This is a genomic window from Caldimonas hydrothermalis (genome assembly GCF_056746695.1).
Genome location: NZ_JBWQXA010000012.1, coordinates 89,092 through 108,511 on the forward strand (window position 1 = coordinate 89,092; position 19,420 = coordinate 108,511).

Here is a 19,420-nt window from a genome sequence, read left to right on the forward strand (position 1 = left end):
TGAAAGCACCCCCGTGGGCAGCGAACACTGCGCACGGGGGCTTTGCGTTTGAAGGTGACCTAGAACATGGCAAAGCGCGACTACTACGACGTCCTGGGCGTGGCGAAGAATGCGTCCGACGAGGACATCAAGAAGGCCTACCGCAAGTTGGCCATGAAATACCACCCGGACCGCAACCAGGGTGACAAGGCCAAGGAAGCCGAGGAGAAGTTCAAAGAGGCCAAGGAAGCCTACGAGATGCTCTCGGACCCGAAGAAGCGCGCGGCCTACGACCAGTACGGCCATGCGGGGGTCGACCCGAACATGGGCGGTGCGGGCTTTCGCGGCGGGCCCGAGGGCTTCGGCGGCTTCGCCGAGGCCTTCGGCGACATCTTCGGCGACATCTTCGGGGCGGCAGGGGCGCGCCGCGGCGGCCCGCAGGTCTACCGCGGCAGCGACCTGTCCTATGCGATGGAGATCACGCTGGAGGAAGCCGCTCACGGCAAGGAGGCGCAGATCCGCATCCCCAGTTGGGAAGAATGCGACACCTGCCACGGCACCGGTGCCAGGCCGGGCACCAGCGCCAAGACCTGCGGCACCTGCCATGGTTCTGGGACCGTGCACCTGCGCCAGGGCTTCTTCAGCATCCAGCAGACCTGTCCCCACTGTCACGGCAGCGGCAAGGTCATTCCCGACCCCTGCCCCAGTTGCGGTGGCCAGGGCCGGCTGAAGAAGTCCAAGACGCTGGAGGTGAAGATCCCCGCCGGCATCGACGAAGGCATGCGCATCCGCTCGGCCGGCAACGGCGAGCCCGGCACCAACGGCGGCCCGCCGGGCGACCTGTACATCGAGATCCGCATCAAGAAGCACGAGATCTTCGAGCGTGACGGCGACGATCTGCACTGCACCGTGCCGGTGAGCATCACCACCGCCATCCTGGGCGGGACCATCGAAGTGCCCACGCTGTCGGGCCGCGCCGAAATCGAACTGCCCGAAGGGACCCAGCACGGCAAGACCTTCCGCCTGCGCGGCAAGGGCATCAAGGGCGTTCGCTCGGCCTATCCCGGCGACCTGTACTGCCACATCCAGATCGAGACGCCGGTCAAGCTCACCGAGCACCAGCGCAAGCTCGTCAAGGAACTGGACGAATCGCTCAGGAAGGGCGGTGAACGCCACTCGCCCCATGCCAAGAGCTGGACCGACCGGGTCAAAGACCTGTTCAAGTGAGAGCGTCCCGCGGGGGCTGTACCCGCGGGAAATGCAGAGACATCTCGGTATGGCCCTGACCCGACCATGCCGAGGCGTAGCCGCCGTGCGAGCGCATCACCGCCTGGGTGATGGCCAGGCCCAGCCCCGTGCCCTCGCTGTGGCCATGTCGGCGTGACCGGTCCACACGGAAGAACCGGTCGAACAACCGGGGCAGATCCTGCGCCTCGATGTCTGGGCCCTCGTTGCACACCGTCAGCACGTGCTCGGTGGCCCGTGCCTGCAGCGTCACGCGCACCGTCGTGCCCGGCCAGGCATGCCGCAGCGCGTTGGACAGCAGGTTGCTGATGGCACGGCGCACCATGAGCCGGTCTCCCATGACCTCGCAGGCCCCGTCGACCACCAGGCGCAGGCCCTTGTCTTCCGCCAGGGCATCGTAGAAATCGAACAGCGCCCTCACCTCCTCGGCCAGGACGATGCGCTCCGGCCGTGGCAGGGCCAGTCCGTGATCGGCCTGGGCCAGGAAAAGCATGTCCGAGACCATGCGGGCCAGGCGCTGCAGTTCCTCGGCGTTGGACGCCAGGATGTCGCGGTAGGCCTGCACATCGCGCGGCTGCGCCAGGGCCACCTGCGTCTGCGTGAGCAGGTTGCTGATGGGAGTGCGCAGCTCGTGAGCCAGGTCGCCGGAGAACTGCGACAAGCGCTCGATGTCGCGTTGCAGACGATCAAGCATGGTGTTCAGCCCCTGGGCCAGATCGGCCAGTTCCACCGGCACATCCTGCACCGGCATGCGATGCTCGAGCTGCCGCGCCGTCACGCGTTGGGCGCGGGCCTTCATCTCCCGCAGCGGAGCCAGCCCGCGCCGCGCCGACCACCAGCCCAGCAGGCCGCTCGCCAACGCCGCCACGGCCAGATAGACCGCCAGCGACCGGGTCAGCGCCTGCATGAAGTGCTGGTGGTGGTGGATGTCCAGCGCCAGCGTGAGGACCAGGGGCTGTGAGCCGCCAAGTGCGGCCGTCGGCTCCAGCGGGATCACCAGGGCCCGGAAGGTGCGCCCGGCCTGGGTCCATTCGAAGGGCGGCACCGCCCCCTTCAGCCGCCGCACCGCCTGCGCCAGCCCCAGCGCATCCCGGTCGTACACGATCCGGTCGCCGGCATGGAGTTCGGCATGCAAGCCCTGGTGACTCGACAGCAGGTGATCCAGGTGGCGGGCCAGCTCGTCCGCCGAGCGACTGTCGGCAACGATCTGCACGATCAGGCGCGACTTGTCACGCAGTAGCTCTTCGTCGAGTTCCACGAAATGCGCATCCGTGACCCTGAGCACGAAAAGACCCAGGCCCAACAGCACAGCCAGCGACACCAGGGTGTAGAGCAGCGTCAGGCGTGCCGTCAGCGTGAGCTGGCGCCTCATGCCCGGGCCTCAGGCACTTCAAGCACGTAGCCCATGCCACGCACGGTGTGGATGAGCCGTGGCTCGAAGCCTTCGTCCACCTTGGCCCGCAGACGGCGCACCGCCACCTCGATCACGTTGGTGTCGCTGTCGAAGTTCATGTCCCACACCTGCGAGGCGATCAGCGAGCGCGGCAGCACCTCCCCGCTGCGGCGCATCAGCAGCTCGAGCAGGCCGAACTCCTTGGCCGTCAGATCGATGCGGCGGCCCGATCGCGTCACGCGGCGACGCAGCAGGTCGAGCTCCAGGTCGGCCACCCGCAGCGTCGTGGCCTCCAGGCCCGCGCGGCCTCGGCGCAGGATGGTACGCACGCGCGCCAGCAGCTCGGCAAAGGAAAAAGGCTTGACGAGATAGTCGTCCGCGCCCAGCTCCAGCCCACGCACCCGGTCCTCCACCTGGTCTCTGGCCGTCAGGAACAGCACCGGCATGTCACGCCCCTGCCGGCGCAGGGTCTGGAGCAAGGTCCAGCCGTCCATGCCAGGCAGCATCACGTCCAGGATGACCAGATCGGCCTCGCCGTTCAGGGCGAGGTGCAAGCCATCGGCCCCGTTCACCGCCAGCTCCACGCCGAAGCCCGCCTCTCGCAGGCCCTGGCGCAGGTAGTCGCCCGTCTTGGGCTCATCTTCGACGATCAGGATCTTCACGGCCGCTGCACTGTCTGAAACACCCGCAAGTGTGCCTGGGCTGCCACACGATGGACCACACCTGACAGATTTGTCATTTTCCAGACAGCTTCACGTCGGCAGGCCCCGCCAAAAATGCACCCACCCGTTGACCTACATCATGGCCGTCATGCTCCCTCTCAAACATCCGCTTCTCGCAGCCGCCGTCTGGGCCGGGCTGGCGACGGTTGCGCCAGCCGCCGTGGCCGCGCAGGCCGACACCCCCATGGGCTGGCGCGAGGCCAACGACGCAGTCGGGCAATTCCAGCGCGGGCACATCGACGTGCTGCGCTGGGAGCAGGCCAACCTCCAGGCACCACCCGAGCCGGCCGCACCGGCTCCCACGCTGGTGTTGCCGGCGCCTGCCGACGCTGTACGGCAGGCCTGGAAGGCCCACCTTTCGCTGGCCGGCGTGCAGGCTCAACTCGGGTCGGCGTTGACGGAGGCGGTGGCCCAGGGCCGCTGGATGGATCTGGACCCGTCGCTGCACCGCCGCGTGCATGGGCTGGGCGAGCTGCTCGCCGTGGCCCGGGAAGCGCGCCTGGCCTGGATCCAGGCCGTGGCGGCACGCCAGGCTGTGGGCTTGCATCGTGAGAGCCTGATCGCCGCCGAGACGGCCCACGAACTCGGTCGCCGGATGGTGCAAGTCGGCAACTGGAGCCGTCTGCAGGGCGCCCCCGCCTCGCTGGCACTCAGTGAGGCACGCATGGCCCTGCAACGGGCCGAGTACACCGATGCTCTGGCCGAACGAGAGCTGATCCGCGTGCTGCGGCTGACGGGCCAGCACGACCGGGTGGCGCTGCCCGAAGGCCTGCCGGCCCTGCCCGACACCCTGATCAGCACCGAGGCGCTGGACGCGCACCTGCAGCACCTGCGCGACCAGTTGCAGCGTGCCGAAGCCCTGCGCGCTGCTTCATACGCCCGCATGGCCCACAAGGCCTACCGCACCAGCCACGCCCTGGCCGCAGGCTACCGCGACGAGGTCCTCAAGACGCGCGAGCTCATGGCCGAGGAAACCGTGCTGCGCTACAACGGCATGCTCAAGAGCGTCTGGGATGTGCTGACGGAAACCCGCCTGCGCTTTGCCGCCGCTGCCGAAGCCGTGAACGCGCAGCGCGACTTCTGGCTCGCCGAAGCAGACCTCCAATGGGTGCTCCAGGGCGGCGAGCCCAGCAGTTTCGTGTCACTGGGCGGCGGCAGCAGCGCCGCCGCAAGCGCAGCCCCGGCCCACTGATTCCTTCTCATTGCGTACACCACCATGCAAGCCTTCTCGTCCCGACGCCGGTTCTTCGCGGGCGCCGCTGGCGCCGTGGCCGGACTGACCGTGGCCCGATCCGCCCTGGCCGCACTGCCGGAACCGGTCGTGCAGACCTCCCCGCAAACGGCCGCGCCACTGGTGCCCCCCAACGGCAGGCCCTACAACCCTGTGGTCACCCTCAATGGCTGGACCCTGCCCTGGCGCATGAACAACGGTGTCAAGGAGTTCCACCTCGTGGCCGAGCCCGTGGTGCGCGAGATCTCGCCCGGCTTTCACGTCAACCTGTGGGGCTACAACGGCCAGAGCCCCGGCCCCACCATCGAGGTGGTCGAAGGCGACAAGGTCCGCATCTTCGTCACCAACCGCCTGCCGGAGCACACCAGCATCCATTGGCACGGCCAACGCCTGCCCAATGGGATGGACGGTGTGACGGGTCTGAACCAGCCGCCGATCCCGGTGGGAAAGACCTTCGTCTATGAATTCGAAGCCCGCCGCCCCGGCACCTTCATGTACCACCCGCATGCCGACGAGATGGTGCAGATGGCCATGGGCATGATGGGCTTTTGGGTCACGCATCCGCGCACCAAGCATCCCCACATCAGCGAGGTGGACCGCGACTTCTGCTTCCTGCTCAACGCCTTCGACGTGGAGCCCGGCAGCAAGACACCGCGCATCAACACGATGCTCGACTTCAACATCTGGTGCTTCAACAGCCGCGTGTTCCCGGCCATCGACACCCTGAATGTCCGGCTGAATGACCGCGTACGCATCCGCGTGGGCAACCTCACGATGACCAACCATCCCATCCACCTGCATGGGCACGAGTTCCAGGTGACGGGCACCGACGGCGGCCCCACGCCGCCGGGCACGCGCTGGTACGAGGTCACCACCGACATCGCCGTAGGGCAGATGCGCCAGATCGAGCTCATCGCCGACGAGGAAGGCGACTGGGCCATGCACTGCCACAAGAGCCACCACACGATGAACGCGATGGGGCATGACGTTCCCACCATGATCGGGGTGGATCACCGTGGCCTGGTGAGCAAGATCCAGAAGGTCGTGCCCGACTACATGCTGATGGGCGAGCGCGGCATGGCCGACATGGGCGAGATGGAAATGCCCCTGCCGGACAACACTGCACCGATGATGACGGGCCAGGGGCAGTACGGATCGCTCGAGATGGGTGGCATGTTCACCGTGTTCAAGGTGCGTCGGGACCAGCGCCCTGGGGACTACAGCGACCCCGGCCCCTTCAAGCACCCGCCGGGCACCGTGGCCTACGAGTGGACCGGTGCGCCTCCGAGTGCCGTGCGTGCCAACCCCTCTTCGCCCGAAACGCCACCGGCACGCGCCGTCAAGCCTCACGGCAAAGGCCACGCCCACTGACACACCAAGCCCAAGGAGTTCATTGATGACGAAACCTGCTCTCGCACTCACCCTCGCAGGCCTGCTGGCGCTGCCCTTCGTTGCTGCGGCCCACGGGGACAGTCACCATGGCGGCCACAACGGCCCTGTGGTGATGGAGCAGAAACCCTGGGGCATTGCTGGGCAGGCCAAGGCGGTGAAACGCACGATCGAGGTGAAGATGACCGATGACATGCGTTTCACCCCGCGCGAGATCGAGGTACGGCAAGGCGAGACCATCCGCTTCATCCACCACAACAGCGGCAAGGTGATGCACGAGTTCGTGCTGGGCACGCGCAAGGAGCTCGAAGAACACGCCGAACTGATGAAGAAGTTCCCGGACATGGAGCATGACGAGCCCTACATGGCCCATGTGGCGCCGGGCAAGACGGCCGAAATGATCTGGCACTTCAACCGCGTGGGCGAGTTCGAGTTCGCGTGCCTGCTGCCGGGCCACTTCGAGGCGGGCATGATCGGCAAGATCCGGGTGGTCCGGCGCTGACATTCCCTTGCACCCTTGTCGGGCCCCATGGCCTATAGTGGGACGGCTCCCTTGCCCGAGCCGCCATGCCACGACGCACGTGCCTCCCACTCCACTCCCATGGCTTGATATTGCGGCACCTTCTGGGTGCCGGGTTGCTGGTTGCCCTGGCCTCCCCCGGGATCGCAGCCCCTGAGGATGAAGAGGTCGCCACCCCCGAAACGCCTCTCATGGACGCGGCCGTCACGGCGCGGGAATCGCTGAGGGCCACGACCGAATGGCTGGCTCGCGGCGTGGACAGTTGGTTCGGCGACCACCCCTTTGAGGACGGCGGCTCCGTGCGTAACGGACGCTTCCAGTTGCGGCTGCTGCTGCGCGAACGCAATTCGCCCGACCTGGGCGCCCGCTTCAATGCCAGCTTTCGCCTGCCCAACATCGAACGGCGCACCGCCCTGTTCTTCCTGGGCCGCGACGACCCCCGGGAGGTGGTGACCGACCAGCCGCAGGCGCTGACCCGCGAGCAGCACCTGCAGCGCGAAAACTCGCGCAGCGATGCCTTCTTCGCCGGCCTGGGGGTGGACGCCGGCGGCGGTTTCGACCTCCGCGTGGGCCTGCGCGGCGGCCCCAAGCCCTATGCGCAAGTGCGCTACCGGCACGAATGGCCACTCGGCCCGAACGACCGTCTCGACTTTCGCGAAACCGTCTTCTGGACCCGCGCCGACCGCGTGGGCTCCACCACCGCGCTGTCGTACGAGCACGATTTCAGCACCACCCTCGTCGGGCGCTGGCTCCATGCAGCCACCTACACACAGCGCAGCCAGCGATTCGAGTGGTCGAGCAACCTCGGTCTGTACCGCTTCTTCGGTGACCAGCGCCTGCTGTCCACCGAAGCCCTCTTGCGCGGCCGGGAAGGAGGGGGCGTCAACATCGAAGAGTACGGCCTGCAACTGAGCTGGGAGCAACCTATGCACGAGGACTGGCTGCTCGGTGAAGTCTCCCTGGGCCACTTCCGCGAACGCGAGACGGCTGACGAACCGCGCCGGGGCCTGTGGGCCCTGGGCCTGACGCTGAAGATCCGGTTCTGATCCCCCGGCTTCAAAACAGCTCGGCCTGGCGTTCGTCACCCGGGGGCTGGAAGGCCGTCGTGTCCAGGAGCGGTGCACGCCGCGCCACCCCGGCGCGGGCACAGGCCTTGTCGACGCGCTGAGCAATGAGCTGCGCCCACAGCCCCTCCCCCTTCATGCGCGAACCGAACTCGGCGCGGTAGTCCCTCCCGCCACGCAGATCACGCACCCTCGCCATGATGCGCCCGGCGCGCCCGGGCACATGCGCTTGCAGCCACTGCTGGAACAGCGGGTTCACCTCCCAGGGCAGACGCAAGACCGTGTAATGGATCGATGCAGCCCCCGCGTCGGCCGCTGCATCGATCAGCCGCTCGATCTCGGGCTCGTTCAGGAAGGGAATGATCGGCGCCACATTCACACCCACCGGCACGCCGGCGCGGGCCAGCGTCCGCACTGTCTGCAAGCGCCGATGCGGTGCCGCCGCGCGCGGCTCGAGGCGGCGGCACAGTGCAGCGTCCATCGTCGTCACGCTCACGAAAACCATCGCCCGGCCTTCGGCAGCATCGGCGGCGATCAGGTCGAGGTCACGCTCCACGCCCGAGGACTTGGTGACGATGGTGTACGGGTGTCGGCAGCGATGCAGCACCTCCAGCACCGAGCGCGTGAGCCCCAGGCGGCGCTCGATGGGCTGGTAGGCATCGGTGGCCGAGCCGATGTTGATCGGGCTCACCCGGTAAGCAGGCCGCGCCAGTTCCCGTGCCAGCACCTCGGCTGCATTGACCTTCGCCACCAGCTTCGTTTCGAAGTCCAGCCCGGGCGACAGATTCAGGTAGCTGTGCGTGGGCCGCGCGTAGCAGTAGATGCAGCCATGCTCGCACCCCCGGTAGGGGTTGATCGACCACTCGAAGGGAATGTCGGGCGAGTCGTTCGGGCTGAGCAGGGAGCGCACGCGCTCTTCGCTCACCTCGGTGCGCGGCGCCGGGGCCGCCCCATCGGACGCCGAGTCCGCCTGCGCCAGCGAGTCCCATCCATCGTCAAACCATTCGCGCTCGCTGCTTTCGAAACGATGGGCCAGCCGCCAACCCGTGCCACGGCCCTTGAAAACCAAAGGGTGGGAAGGGGGATTAGCCATGGAATCCGCGACCCAGAGACTGTATATACGTACAGTAATGGATCGCCACCCCGCTGTCAAACCCTCCCTCGGGTCGGACTCGGCCTTCCGTCCAATGACAACCCGATGCGGCGGGCCACCTCGACCACGGCCTTGTGGAAGGACTCGACGATGGGGGCCAACATGATGCGGCGCTCAACGCCCTGGACGAGGCGCTGACCCGACTGAGCGCCCAGGCCGCCCGGCTCCACCGGAAGATCGCCACCGAGGTGCAGGCCGACCGCCGGCGCGGGGGCACCTGACGCCGTTGGCGCAACGGCAGCGCCCCCTGAACCTCGTCATCCCGAGCCAACGCCGGCTCCCCGTTCGGCTTGGCCGTGCGCATGCCGGTCGGATTCGACAGGCATGCGGCTGACCTCCGCGAGGCCCCGGGGCGCTGCTCTCAGGCAGCACACAACTGGGCCTTGGCGGCCAGGTACTCGCTGCGCAGACGCTCGATGAAGACGCGCGCGGGCACCACCTCCTTGATGGCACCCACGCCCTGCCCGGCACCCCAGATGTCCTTCCAGGCCTTCTTCGCCCCCTCGCCACCGAAATTCATCTTGCTCGGGTCGCTCTCAGGCAAGGCGTCGGGGTCGAGGCCGGCACGCACGATGGAACCGCGCAGATAGTTCCCGTGAACCCCGGTGAAAAGGCTCGAATAGACGATGTCCTGGCTGGTGCTCTCGGTGATCATGCGCTTGTAGTCGTCCACCGCCCTCGCCTCCTCGGTGGCGATGAAGGCCGAGCCGATGTAGGCGAAGTCCGCCCCCATCGCGCGTGCGGCCAGAATGGCACGGCCATTGGCAATCGCTCCAGAGAGGGCCAGCGGGCCGTCGAACCACTCGCGGATCTCCTGCACCAGCGCGAAGGGGCTGGTGGTGCCTGCATGACCTCCGGCCCCGGCGGCCACGGCAATCAGCCCGTCGGCCCCCTTGTCGATGGCCTTGTGCGCGAAGGTGTTGTTGATGATGTCGTGCAGCACGATCCCGCCCCAGCGGTGCACGGCATCATTCACGTCCGTGCGCGCCCCCAGCGAAGTGATGATGATGGGCACCTTGTACTTCTCGCACAGCGCCATGTCGTGCTCGAGTCGGTCGTTGCTCTTGTGCACGATCTGGTTGATCGCAAAGGGAGCGGCAGGACGGTCCGGATGCTGGCGATCGTGGGCTGCCAGTGTCTCGGTGATCTCGGCCAGCCATTCGTCGAGCTGAGAAGCCGGGCGCGCATTGAGCGCCGGCATCGAGCCGACGATGCCGGCCTTGCACTGCTCGATCACGAGACGGGGATTGCTGATGATGAACAGCGGCGAGCCGATGACCGGCAGCGGCAGGTTCTGAAGAACGGTGGGCAGTGGCACGGGATGCTCCTCGACTCAAAAAGCCTCGATGTCCAGGCCCATCACGCTGTCGGCGCCGTCGACGATTGCGTCGCGCACGGCCGGCGCCTTGGCCAGGATGTGCTCGGCATAAAAGCGCACGGTGGCGATCTTCGCCTGCATGAAGGCGGTGTCCTCACCGGCGGCCAGCCGGTCCTCGGCCACCATCAGCGCACGCGCGAGCTGCCAGCCGGCCACCACGTTGCCCGCGAGCATCAGATAGGGCACGCTGCCGGCGAAAGCAGCGTTCGGACTCGCCTTGGCCTGGCTGACGATGAAGTCCACCACCTGCACGAAGGCTTCACGGGCAGCTTTCAGACGCTTGAGCACCGCGCGGGCGGCCACACTGTCGCGGCGAGCCAGTGCGGTCTCGGTGGCCTCGATCTGCCCTGCGATCGCCTTGGCCACCTGGCCGCCATCACGGGCCGTCTTACGGCCCACGAGATCGTTGGCCTGGATCGCCGTGGTCCCTTCATAGATGGGCAGGATGCGCGAGTCGCGGTAGTGCTGGGCCGCGCCGGTTTCTTCGATGAATCCCATGCCGCCGTGCACCTGCACCCCCAGGCTGGTCACCTCCAGGCTCATCTCGGTGCTGTAGCCCTTGACCAGCGGCACCATGAACTCATAGAAAGCCTGGTTCTGTTTGCGCACGTCCGCATCCGGGTGCGCGTGAGCAGCGTCGTAGGCGGCTGCGGCCGTGATGGCCATCGCGCGGCAACCCTCGGTGTACGCCCGCATCGTCATCAGCATCCGACGCACGTCCGGATGGTGGATGATGGGCGCGCTGCCCGGCTTGGAGCCATCCACCGGGCGGGACTGGATGCGCTCCTTTGCATAGGCCACGGCCTGCTGATAGGCCCGCTCGGCCACCGCGATGCCCTGCACACCCACGGCATAGCGGGCTGCATTCATCATGATGAACATGTACTCCAGGCCGCGGTTCTCCTGCCCCACCAGGTAGCCCACGGCCCCGCCATGGTCGCCAAACTGCAGCACCGCCGTCGGGCTGGCCTTGATGCCCAGCTTGTGCTCGATGCTCACGCAGTGCACGTCATTGCGTTCGCCGAGCGTGCCGTCGGGCTTGACCAGGAACTTCGGCACGATGAACAGCGAGATGCCTTTCACCCCTTCGGGCGCACCGCTCACGCGGGCCAGCACGAGGTGGACGATGTTCTCAGCCATGTCGTGCTCACCGTAGGTGATGAAGATCTTGGTGCCAAAGAGCTTGTAAGTGCCGTCCGGCTGAGGCTCGGCACGCGTGCGCACCAGGGCCAGATCCGATCCCGCCTGAGGCTCGGTGAGGTTCATCGTGCCCGTCCACTGCCCCGAGATCATTTTGGGGATGTAGGTGCGCTGCTGCTCGGGTGAGCCGGCCGTCAGCAGCGCCTCGATGGCGCCATCGGTCAGCAGCGGGCACAGCGCGAAGCTCAGGTTCGCGCTATTGATCATCTCGATGCAGGCCGCGCCGATGGTCTTGGGCAAGCCCTGGCCGCCAAAATCGGTGGGATGCTGCAGGCCCTGCCAGCCGCCCTCGGCAAACTGACGGAAGGCCTCCTTGAAGCCCGGCGTCGTGGTGACTTGGCCGTCCTTCCAAGCGCTCGGATTGCGGTCGCCTTCCACATTGAGCGGCGCCACCACCCCCTCGTTGAACCTGGCGCATTCCTCCAGGACGGCCTGGGCAGTCTCCACGCCGGCGTCCTCGAAACCAGGCAGCTTCGCCACCTCGGCCAGACCGGCCAGTTCCTTCATGCAAAACAGCATGTCCTTCACGGGGGCACGGTAACTCACGGCATCTCCTCGCTTGTCACTCAACGGACAACTTGTGCACCAGGCGGAAAAAAGACCCGTGGCCTGTGCAGGGGGCGCACGGGTCCCGCGGGCCGCGACACGACGGCGTCACGGCCCTGTATCGGCTTCACAGGCTCTTGACCAACTCCGGCACGGCCTCGAAGAGGTCGGCCTCCAGGCCATAGTCGGCTACGGCGAAGATCGGGGCCTCGGGGTCCTTGTTGATCGCCACGATCACCTTGGAGTCCTTCATGCCCGCCAGGTGCTGAATGGCCCCGCTGATGCCAGCCGCGATGTACAGCTGCGGCGCCACGATCTTGCCCGTCTGGCCCACCTGCCAGTCGTTGGGTGCATAGCCCGCATCCACCGCCGCGCGGCTGGCGCCCAACGCCGCCCCGAGCTTGTCGGCCAGCGGGGTGAGCACCTCGTTGAACTTCTCGCTGGAGCCCAGCGCCCGCCCACCCGAGACGATGATCTTGGCCGCCGTCAGCTCGGGCCGATCGCTCTTGGTGACCTCGCGGCCCACGAAGCTGGACAAACCGGCATCGGCCACTGCCGCGATGCTCTGCACGGCCGCGTTGCCCCCGCTGGCCGGCGCTGCATCGAAGCCGGTGGTGCGCACGGTGATGACCTTGACCGCGTCGGCGCTTTGCACGGTGGCAATCGCGTTGCCGGCGTAGATCGGGCGCTCGAAGGTATCCGGCGCCACCACCTTGACGATGTCGGAGATCTGCGCCACATCGAGCTTGGCCGCCACCCTCGGGGCAGCGTTCTTGCCGTGGGCGGTTGCCGGGAAGAGGATATGGCTGTACCCGCCGGCCACGGCCAGCACCTGGGCGGCGATGTTCTCGGCCAGTTGCTCTTCGAGCTGGGGAGCATCGGCGTGCAGCACCTTGGCCACCCCGGGGATCTGGGCGGCCTGCCGGGCGGCCTCGCCCACGTTGTGACCGGCCACCAGCACATGCACGTCCGACCCGCAGGCCAACGCAGCCGTCACGGTGTTGAACGTGGCCCCCTTGAGGGTGCCGTGCTCGTGTTCTGCAATGACAAGAATGGACATGACGGGGCTCCTCAGATGACCTTGGCTTCGTTCTTGAGCTTGCTGACCAGCGTGGCCACGTCGGGCACCTTGACGCCCGCGCCCCGCTTGGGAGGTTCGGCCACCTTCAGGGTCTTCAGCCGCGGGGCCACATCCACCCCGAGGTCGGCCGGCTTGAGCACCTCCAGGGGCTTCTTCTTGGCCTTCATGATGTTGGGCAGCGTCACGTAGCGCGGCTCGTTCAGGCGCAAATCGGTGGTGACGACGGCCGGCAGTTGCAGCTTGATGGTCTCCAGACCGCCATCGACCTCACGAGTGACGACCACCGCGCCATCGGCCACCTCCACCTTGCTGGCAAAGGTGCCCTGGGGGCGGTCGAGCAGCGCCGCCAGCATCTGGCCGGTCTGGTTGCAGTCGTCGTCGATGGCCTGCTTGCCCATGATGATGAGCTGAGGCTGTTCCTTGTCGACCACGGCCTTGAGCAACTTGGCCACGGCCAGCGGCTGCAACTCGGCATCGGTCTCGACGAGGATGGCCCGATCGGCCCCGATGGCCATCGCCGTGCGCAGCGTCTCCTGGCATTGCGCCACGCCGCAGGAAACCGCCACGATCTCACTGACCACCCCCTTCTCCTTCAGACGGGTGGCTTCCTCCACCGCAATCTCGTCAAAGGGGTTCATGCTCATCTTGACGTTGGCGATGTCCACCCCCGTGCCGTCGGACTTCACACGTACCTTGACGTTGTAGTCCACGACGCGCTTGACTGCGACCAATGCCTTCATGCGACGCTCTCCTTCGGATTGACGTAAACGTAACATCCCATTCTATGGTGCAGTGCACAGCCAGACTGTTGTCCTGGCGACAAGCGAACCCGGGTTAACCCTTAGCGTCGCGATCTGCACAAAATAGAACGATCGTTCGATTTTGTGCATTCTAGCGGATCGCCCCCCAGGGCCGTCCAGTGACCCAGCCTAGAGTCGGGTCTCCAGGTCCTACACTGCGATGCCTTGGCTGATGACACCCATGACCCTGCCTCCTCGCACCGCCGGCCCCGCCTCGAGACCTCCCTGCATCGGCGTGTTCGACTCCGGGTTGGGCGGACTGTCGGTGCTGCAGGCCCTGTGCCAAGCCATCACCGGAGTGCACTGGGTCTATGTGGCCGACAGCGGTCACGCACCTTATGGTGAACGTGACGAGGCCTACGTGATGGAACGCTGCCGCCGGATCACCGCCTTCCTACGCGCCCAGGGGGCCGACATGGTGGTGGTGGCCTGCAACACCGCCACCGCCGTGGCCATCGACGCTTTGCGGCGCGAGCACCCTGGCCTGCCCTTCATCGGCGTCGAACCCGGCCTCAAGCCTGCGTTGTTCCGCAGCCCCAGCGGCCGCGTGGGTGTGATGGCCACCGAGGCCACGCTGCGAAGCCCGCGCTTCGAGCGCCTGCTGAAGCGCTGGCAAGGCTCATGCAGCGTCCTGTGCGTGCCCTGCCCCGGTCTGGCACAGGCCATCGAAACCGTCGATCTCCACCATCCTGCCTTGCACACGCTGGTCCATCGATGCGTCGCCCCGCTGCGCGACCACGGTGCAGACACCGTCGTGCTGGGGTGCACGCACTACCCCTGGGTCGCACCCGCGATTCATCAGGCGCTCGGCCCCCAAGTCACGCTCATCGACACGGCCTCGTCCGTGGCCGCCCAGGCTGCACGGGTGCTGGCCGGGCTGCGGGGATGGAACCGCAGCGTCGCGCTCTCTGCGGTGAGGGCCTACGCCAGCGGTGCCGGTGAAGTCTTGCACCGCTTTGCCCGGCGCCACTTACCCGCGCTGGACTGGCCCGTGCCCGAACCATTGCCCGCATGATCGGCCCCGCCCAACCTACACAGGCTCCATGCAGGATCTCAATCGCCGGCAGGCGAGAGGCGAAACTCCCGCACCGTGGGCAGCGCCGTCAGCGTGGACGCCAGGCGTGACAGACGTTCGCCGGCCTGGGTGCGCACGACCATGCGGTACTCGAAGACCGTGCCTTCGGCCTCGAGCCGGTACGTGAGGTTCGCGATCGAAAAGCCATGCACTTCGAGCAAATGGCGCAGCTCGTCTTCCGGCATCACCTGACCTCGCTCGAAACACACACTGAAATGGGCGTGCTGCCGCGTGGGCATGCGGCCTTCGATCAAGCGGAACACCGCCAGCACGCCAAGGGTGATGACCGTTGCCAACGCGGCAGCGAAGAAAAAACCCACGCCGATCAGAATGCCCACCGCGGCCGTCACCCAGATCGACGCCGCCGTGGTGAGCCCACGCACCGACAGCCCCTCCTTGAAGATCACCCCCGCTCCCAGGAAACCGATGCCCGTCATGATCCCCTGGGCCATGCGTGTCGGGTCGATCTGGGCCCGCGTGGCCCCGGGGCCGGCGAACCACTCGGCGTGATAGACGGTGACCAGCATCAAGAGGCTGGAGGCCAGGCACACCAAGGTGTGGGTGCGGAAACCCGCCGGGCGCCCGTGGTAGCTGCGCTCCAGACCGATGAGCCCCCCTGCCAGAACGGCGCCCAGCAGATGCATGCTGATCTCTCGATAGACGAAGGGCACTTGGGCCAGCAGGTCAGGCATGTGCAAATCATGCCCAGGGGACACCCCTTCTGTCCAGCCATCGGGCCGGCCCCGCGGGCATGACCTACAATACCCAGCGACGGGCCTCCCCGCATGGGAGCATGGCCAACCGGGTCAGGTCGGGAACGAAGCAGCCCTAACCATCGCGAACAGTGCCGGGGTTAAGGCTCGTCACCCCGTCTTGCCGGCTGAGGGCATCTTCTGTCTGCCGGGCCTGAACCCACGGCATGCAGCCTGGGCTGATCGGCCGATCCCGCCCTGGCGCTGATCGCCATCACCATGGCGGCCGCCGTCGCCTGCACCAAGCTTTCTGCGGCAAAGCCAGCAATGGCCAGCGTGGCCAAAGCAAGCCGGGCGCGGGCTTCGGGCCGTTCGTGGCGCATGCCCGACTCGATGCGCCGCGCTGCCCCAGTCTTCAGCCACTGCGCCGCGCCCGTGCGATCGCCTTCGCGGCCGCAATGGCCGCTTCATCCCGATACCCCGGCTCCCGCCGCCACGGATCGTCTGGCTCGATGCGGCATTCGTCTTCCACCCACTGCGGCCACTGCGGGATCTTGCTCGTGCGCATCACGATCCAGCGGAACAGGCTCTCGGGCAAAAAGAACACTTGCGCCAGGACCTGCAGCAAGGGCGAGCCATTCAGGGTCAGCGTGATGCGCTCCCAACCGAAGGCCCATGACTCCTTTTGGCGGTCGATGGGCGGCAGCATGATCAGCGGCACCGGATGGATCCTCTGCAAGGCCACGCCCGGCCCCTCCTGCATGTACAGCCTGAAGAACTCGAAGTGGTTGCGCAGATCTTCTTCGCCTTCTTTGCCCTTGGTGTTCACGCTCAACGCGAACGTCTCAAGAACCGTCTTGCCCGATTCATCCATCACGTGGCCCACCACGTTGAGCCAGCCCAGCGGGTTGGCATGGCCCAGAATCGTCCAGTACACCCGATCCCACGGCACCTTGAGCACCGATCCGTCAGGACGAAAAGCGTACACCTGACGGTTCTTGCGGTTGAACCGGATCGGGTAGTGCGTGTAGGTGAAGGCGTCACACAGGAAGATGTAGACCGTGACACCTAAGAGCACTGGGAACCAGAAAAGAAAGAACAAGCCAATCGGGTGCCAGTGCTTGAAGATATTGGTAACAACGACCCACAGACCAAAAGCAGCAGCGGCAAAGGCAGCCGCCCCGAACATCGCCCCAAACCCTCTCTCCTCATACCACTTGTCCACGCACTCAACAAAGGTCGAGTTCAGGCGGATCAGCGACAACTGGTAGTGCGGCGCCTCACCCGCCGGCTTGCGAATGTCCAGACGCAGCTCGCGCTCGCGCGCGGTGAGCGGGCGCTTCACGTGGAAACGATGGATCACATTCTTGATCAAGGGCATTGACCGCTCCTCAAACTGCCGTGGCCAGCGCCACGCCGTACGCGGCCCAGCGCTTCCAGGGCTTGCAGCTCCTCGTCCAGCGTCTTGAACTTGTTGGGCCCGATTCCTCTTACCACCCCACCCCCTTGCGCAGCGGCTGCCCGATGGCCTGGCGCACGGCCTGCGGCCACTCATACAGCCGCGAGGTGTGCGCCACCAGCCACAGCCCCGTGGCCTGGCCCATCACAAACAATGTCAACCCGGCACCAGCGATCAAGTGGTAAAAAAGCGTGATCCCCGGATGCTCCCGCCACCACCAGCCATAGCGCGGCCCGAAGGGCCCGGTGCGCCCGGCCGCTTGCCACCAGCTGGGCTTATCGTCGCTGCGCCCATCGAGCGGCTCGCCCGGGTGCGGCAGGTGCGGCCCGCCTTGTTCCATGACGCGGCGGATGTGCTCCCACAGCGGGGCCACCATGGCCTCGGTCAAGGCCAGACCCAGCGCCACCTGGAAATGCCCGATCAGCGTGGGATCGTCCGTGCTCTTGCGCACCGTGAACGCCAGCCGGTGGATGCGCCGCACCCCCGTGCCCGGGTTGGGCGCCACTTCGGTGTGGTGCTCGGCCTGCACCAGGTCCCACTCGTAGGCGCAGGCCCTGACCGGCCAGGGCTTGAGCAGGCCCCACAGGCCCGGGACCACTTCCTGCTGCATCACGTACACCTTGCGGTGCCGCCGGTCAAAGACCACCGGCAGATCCCGCGGGCCGCCCCACAGCAGCCGCACCGGCGTGCCCACCATCCACAGAAGATAGAGCAGGGAGAAAGCGGCCATGGCGAGTCCCCCTATCGCCGACACATAGCCCATCCAGGCAGCCTTGGGGGACAAAGAAATCAAAAAGGGCAAGATGACAAAATACCCTCCCAGCACTGCCCCCCCCACCGACCATCAACCCGATGGCCGCCTGGATCATGGGCATGCCCTCCAGCTCCTGGCGCATCGCGGTGAACTCGATCGCATCGGCATAGATCGCCTTGATCCAGCCGTAGGCCTGGGGCCGCTCGGCCGCCTTTTGCTTCTTGTCGTACACCCCCAGGGCCGGGCGCAGCCTCTTGCCCCCACGCTTTTTGACGTCGTCCACGCTGGCGCTGCTCAGAGCCACCCGCTCGCCGGCCGCGTAGATGGGCATCACATGCTGGCCGTGCCCGTACAGCGGCTCCAGCACCACCCGGCGTTCGCCCGCGCTCATGGCCGAGGTCCTCCCGCGGGGATCGATGCCGGCTGCACCCCGGGCGCTTCGGGCACGCCGCTCTGGCGGCCCAGCGCTTCCAGGGCTTGCAGTTCCTCCTCCAGCGTCTTGAACTTGTTGGGCCCGATCCCGAAGTACGTGCGCCTCAAAAACGCCTGCTGCTCACTGGGAGTCAGCACCACCGCCAGCACCTCACCGACCAGGCTCAGCCCCACCAGGATCAGGCCCCAGCCCGTCAAGCTCAAGCCCAGCCCCGTGGCCGCCCTCAGCCCCAGGTGCATGTAGCCGGCGCGCAGCAACTGCAACACAGGAATGCTCAGAAAAGCCACTCCACTGCCAGTCATGCCCACGATCGCACCAGCGACTCCGCCCGAAACCGCCCCCTCATTACTCCCCTACATCGAAGACGACCGGCTTGCCGTGCTCCCGTTCCAGTTGCCAGACCTTGTAGATCCAAAGGTAAGCTCCGCAAGCCAAGCGGCCAAGCATATAGATTGTCAAAGGCAACGTTAGGACTGCGACAAGAAGTAGCACCGCTGACATACCACTCGTGTCGACCAATAGGCGTTGCATCGGATAGGCCATCGGAATGCCCATCAGAAGGTAGGGGCCGATCCGGTGACAAATCTTGCTTGCCAGGGTCGTGTCACGAACGCGCGGCGCATCCAAGTCTGTTTTTACAGGGTGGCGCAGGACAATCTTTGTCGCATGAATCACGAACTCCCGTTCGAAAAAGCGCATCTCCTCAACACGCCGCTTGAGCGAAGACATGGCCGTGGCGCACCAAAGTACTGCCGCTCCGAAAAAAATCGCGAGAATCAGTGATTTACTCTGAAGCGATATATCCGGGGCCAGCAAGAACGCAAACCCAGCGCCTGCGGTCATGAACAACAATGGGCTAAGCCCAATACCCATCAGGATGCGGCTAATAAGGAGCCTATCCAGGCTCGCTGGCGCAAAGAAGCTGGCAATCAGACACGCAAGAGCCAGCCCCCCTCCAAAAATGAGTGCATCGGACGGCATAACGGCGAGTGCTCCCCATTCACTGCTGGCAAGCAGCAAAACCCCAGCCGGTAACAAACTAGAGAGCATCCAAAGCCATGCGGCGGCCCGCATGCCCGCGCGCGGGTTCGATACTGCCGTCATCACGGACCTCCACCGTGAACTAAGGAAGGTCTGCACAACACCCGCCGTAGCGTGAGTTGATGCACTCGATTTCGGAAGGCGGCGTTTTCAGGCTCGCGAAGTCGGTTTGAAGGCCGATTTCGCCCCGATTCGCGGCCCCCTGGCCGCCTGCAGACGCACTCATCCCCGCATCTCCTTCAGCAACGTGTGCCGCACCATCCAC

Annotated in this window: 20 protein-coding genes and 1 other RNA gene; 8 read left to right on the top strand and 13 right to left on the bottom strand. The window is 66.2% G+C overall.

Annotation, left to right across the window (positions count from 1 at the left end):
* Window positions 1-66 precede the first annotated feature (66 nt).
* Window positions 67-1,206 (top strand): molecular chaperone DnaJ, encoded by a 1,140-nt coding sequence (dnaJ, locus tag AC1ECW_RS14320; protein ID WP_481202099.1) that lies wholly within the window; start codon window positions 67-69, stop codon window positions 1,204-1,206.
* On the opposite strand, the gene AC1ECW_RS14325 is transcribed toward dnaJ, so the two are convergent.
* Complete coding sequence (locus AC1ECW_RS14325) at window positions 1,199-2,596, bottom strand: heavy metal sensor histidine kinase (RefSeq protein WP_481202100.1); 1,398 nt, start codon at window positions 2,594-2,596, stop codon at window positions 1,199-1,201. The genes dnaJ and AC1ECW_RS14325 overlap by 8 nt on opposite strands.
* Window positions 2,593-3,279: a heavy metal response regulator transcription factor gene (locus tag AC1ECW_RS14330; protein WP_481202101.1), complete on the bottom strand. Its 687-nt coding sequence runs from the start codon at window positions 3,277-3,279 to the stop codon at window positions 2,593-2,595. Before AC1ECW_RS14330 ends, AC1ECW_RS14325 begins: the two co-directional genes overlap by 4 nt.
* A 148-nt stretch (window positions 3,280-3,427) precedes the next feature.
* On the opposite strand from AC1ECW_RS14330, the gene AC1ECW_RS14335 reads away from it, so the two are divergent.
* From AC1ECW_RS14335 to AC1ECW_RS14350, 4 genes are all read left to right on the top strand, one after another.
* The gene (locus AC1ECW_RS14335; RefSeq protein ID WP_481202102.1) at window positions 3,428-4,531 is read left to right on the top strand and encodes a TolC family protein; all 1,104 of its coding nucleotides are present in this window, start codon (window positions 3,428-3,430) and stop codon (window positions 4,529-4,531) included.
* A gap of 24 nt (window positions 4,532-4,555) precedes the next feature.
* Window positions 4,556-5,941: a multicopper oxidase family protein gene (locus AC1ECW_RS14340; RefSeq protein ID WP_481202103.1), complete on the top strand. Its 1,386-nt coding sequence runs from the start codon at window positions 4,556-4,558 to the stop codon at window positions 5,939-5,941.
* A 25-nt stretch (window positions 5,942-5,966) separates the two neighbouring features.
* Entirely contained in the window at window positions 5,967-6,461 is a 495-nt protein-coding gene (locus tag AC1ECW_RS14345; protein WP_409705337.1) for a cupredoxin domain-containing protein, read from the top strand.
* 209 nt (window positions 6,462-6,670) lie between these two features.
* Window positions 6,671-7,525, top strand: a complete 855-nt coding sequence (locus AC1ECW_RS14350; RefSeq protein WP_409705334.1) for a hypothetical protein — start codon at window positions 6,671-6,673, stop codon at window positions 7,523-7,525.
* Window positions 7,526-7,535: 10 nt separating this feature from the next.
* On the opposite strand, the gene AC1ECW_RS14355 is transcribed toward AC1ECW_RS14350, so the two are convergent.
* On the bottom strand, window positions 7,536-8,636 hold the full coding sequence (locus AC1ECW_RS14355; protein ID WP_481202104.1) for a PA0069 family radical SAM protein: 1,101 nt from the start codon (window positions 8,634-8,636) through the stop codon (window positions 7,536-7,538).
* A gap of 134 nt (window positions 8,637-8,770) precedes the next feature.
* Between AC1ECW_RS14355 and AC1ECW_RS14360 the strand changes: the two genes are divergently transcribed.
* Window positions 8,771-8,917, top strand: coding sequence for a hypothetical protein (locus tag AC1ECW_RS14360; RefSeq protein ID WP_409705328.1), 147 nt, complete (start codon window positions 8,771-8,773; stop codon window positions 8,915-8,917).
* A gap of 140 nt (window positions 8,918-9,057) precedes the next feature.
* On the opposite strand, the gene AC1ECW_RS14365 is transcribed toward AC1ECW_RS14360, so the two are convergent.
* The 4 genes from AC1ECW_RS14365 to AC1ECW_RS14380 all read right to left on the bottom strand — a co-directional run bounded on the left by AC1ECW_RS14365 (window position 9,058) and on the right by AC1ECW_RS14380 (window position 13,641).
* On the bottom strand, window positions 9,058-10,014 hold the full coding sequence (locus AC1ECW_RS14365) for an NAD(P)H-dependent flavin oxidoreductase (protein WP_409705325.1): 957 nt from the start codon (window positions 10,012-10,014) through the stop codon (window positions 9,058-9,060).
* A gap of 15 nt (window positions 10,015-10,029) precedes the next feature.
* Window positions 10,030-11,820 carry an acyl-CoA dehydrogenase gene (locus AC1ECW_RS14370; RefSeq protein ID WP_409705322.1) on the bottom strand — a complete coding sequence of 597 codons (1,791 nt, stop codon included), beginning with the start codon at window positions 11,818-11,820 and terminating at the stop codon, window positions 10,030-10,032.
* A gap of 127 nt (window positions 11,821-11,947) precedes the next feature.
* Window positions 11,948-12,880 (bottom strand): electron transfer flavoprotein subunit alpha/FixB family protein, encoded by a 933-nt coding sequence (locus tag AC1ECW_RS14375; RefSeq protein WP_409705319.1) that lies wholly within the window; start codon window positions 12,878-12,880, stop codon window positions 11,948-11,950.
* 11 nt (window positions 12,881-12,891) lie between these two features.
* A complete protein-coding gene (locus AC1ECW_RS14380; protein WP_409705316.1) occupies window positions 12,892-13,641 on the bottom strand; it encodes an electron transfer flavoprotein subunit beta/FixA family protein in 750 nt (249 codons plus the stop codon).
* A 241-nt stretch (window positions 13,642-13,882) separates the two neighbouring features.
* Between AC1ECW_RS14380 and murI the strand changes: the two genes are divergently transcribed.
* Window positions 13,883-14,716 carry a glutamate racemase gene (gene murI / locus AC1ECW_RS14385; protein ID WP_409705314.1) on the top strand — a complete coding sequence of 278 codons (834 nt, stop codon included), beginning with the start codon at window positions 13,883-13,885 and terminating at the stop codon, window positions 14,714-14,716.
* 38 nt (window positions 14,717-14,754) lie between these two features.
* Here the strand turns inward: murI and AC1ECW_RS14390 are convergent, their stop codons facing one another.
* Window positions 14,755-15,468 carry an MgtC/SapB family protein gene (locus AC1ECW_RS14390; RefSeq protein ID WP_481202105.1) on the bottom strand — a complete coding sequence of 238 codons (714 nt, stop codon included), beginning with the start codon at window positions 15,466-15,468 and terminating at the stop codon, window positions 14,755-14,757.
* Between the two features lie 78 nt (window positions 15,469-15,546).
* Here AC1ECW_RS14390 and ffs point away from each other — a divergent pair.
* An RNA gene (gene ffs / locus AC1ECW_RS14395) (signal recognition particle sRNA small type) lies at window positions 15,547-15,644 on the top strand.
* 239 nt (window positions 15,645-15,883) lie between these two features.
* Here the strand turns inward: ffs and AC1ECW_RS14400 are convergent.
* The 5 genes from AC1ECW_RS14400 to AC1ECW_RS14420 form a co-directional block, all read right to left on the bottom strand.
* Complete coding sequence (locus tag AC1ECW_RS14400) at window positions 15,884-16,849, bottom strand: DUF6708 domain-containing protein (protein WP_481202106.1); 966 nt, start codon at window positions 16,847-16,849, stop codon at window positions 15,884-15,886.
* A 109-nt stretch (window positions 16,850-16,958) separates the two neighbouring features.
* Window positions 16,959-17,657 carry a DUF6708 domain-containing protein gene (locus AC1ECW_RS14405; protein WP_481202107.1) on the bottom strand — a complete coding sequence of 233 codons (699 nt, stop codon included), beginning with the start codon at window positions 17,655-17,657 and terminating at the stop codon, window positions 16,959-16,961.
* Complete coding sequence (locus AC1ECW_RS14410) at window positions 17,563-18,072, bottom strand: hypothetical protein (RefSeq protein WP_481202108.1); 510 nt, start codon at window positions 18,070-18,072, stop codon at window positions 17,563-17,565. Before AC1ECW_RS14410 ends, AC1ECW_RS14405 begins: the two co-directional genes overlap by 95 nt.
* Window positions 18,069-18,416: a hypothetical protein gene (locus tag AC1ECW_RS14415; protein WP_409708274.1), complete on the bottom strand. Its 348-nt coding sequence runs from the start codon at window positions 18,414-18,416 to the stop codon at window positions 18,069-18,071. The genes AC1ECW_RS14410 and AC1ECW_RS14415 overlap by 4 nt, the downstream gene beginning before the upstream one ends.
* A gap of 43 nt (window positions 18,417-18,459) precedes the next feature.
* Window positions 18,460-19,218, bottom strand: coding sequence for a hypothetical protein (locus AC1ECW_RS14420; RefSeq protein ID WP_409708271.1), 759 nt, complete (start codon window positions 19,216-19,218; stop codon window positions 18,460-18,462).
* Between the last annotated feature and the right edge of the window lie 202 nt (window positions 19,219-19,420).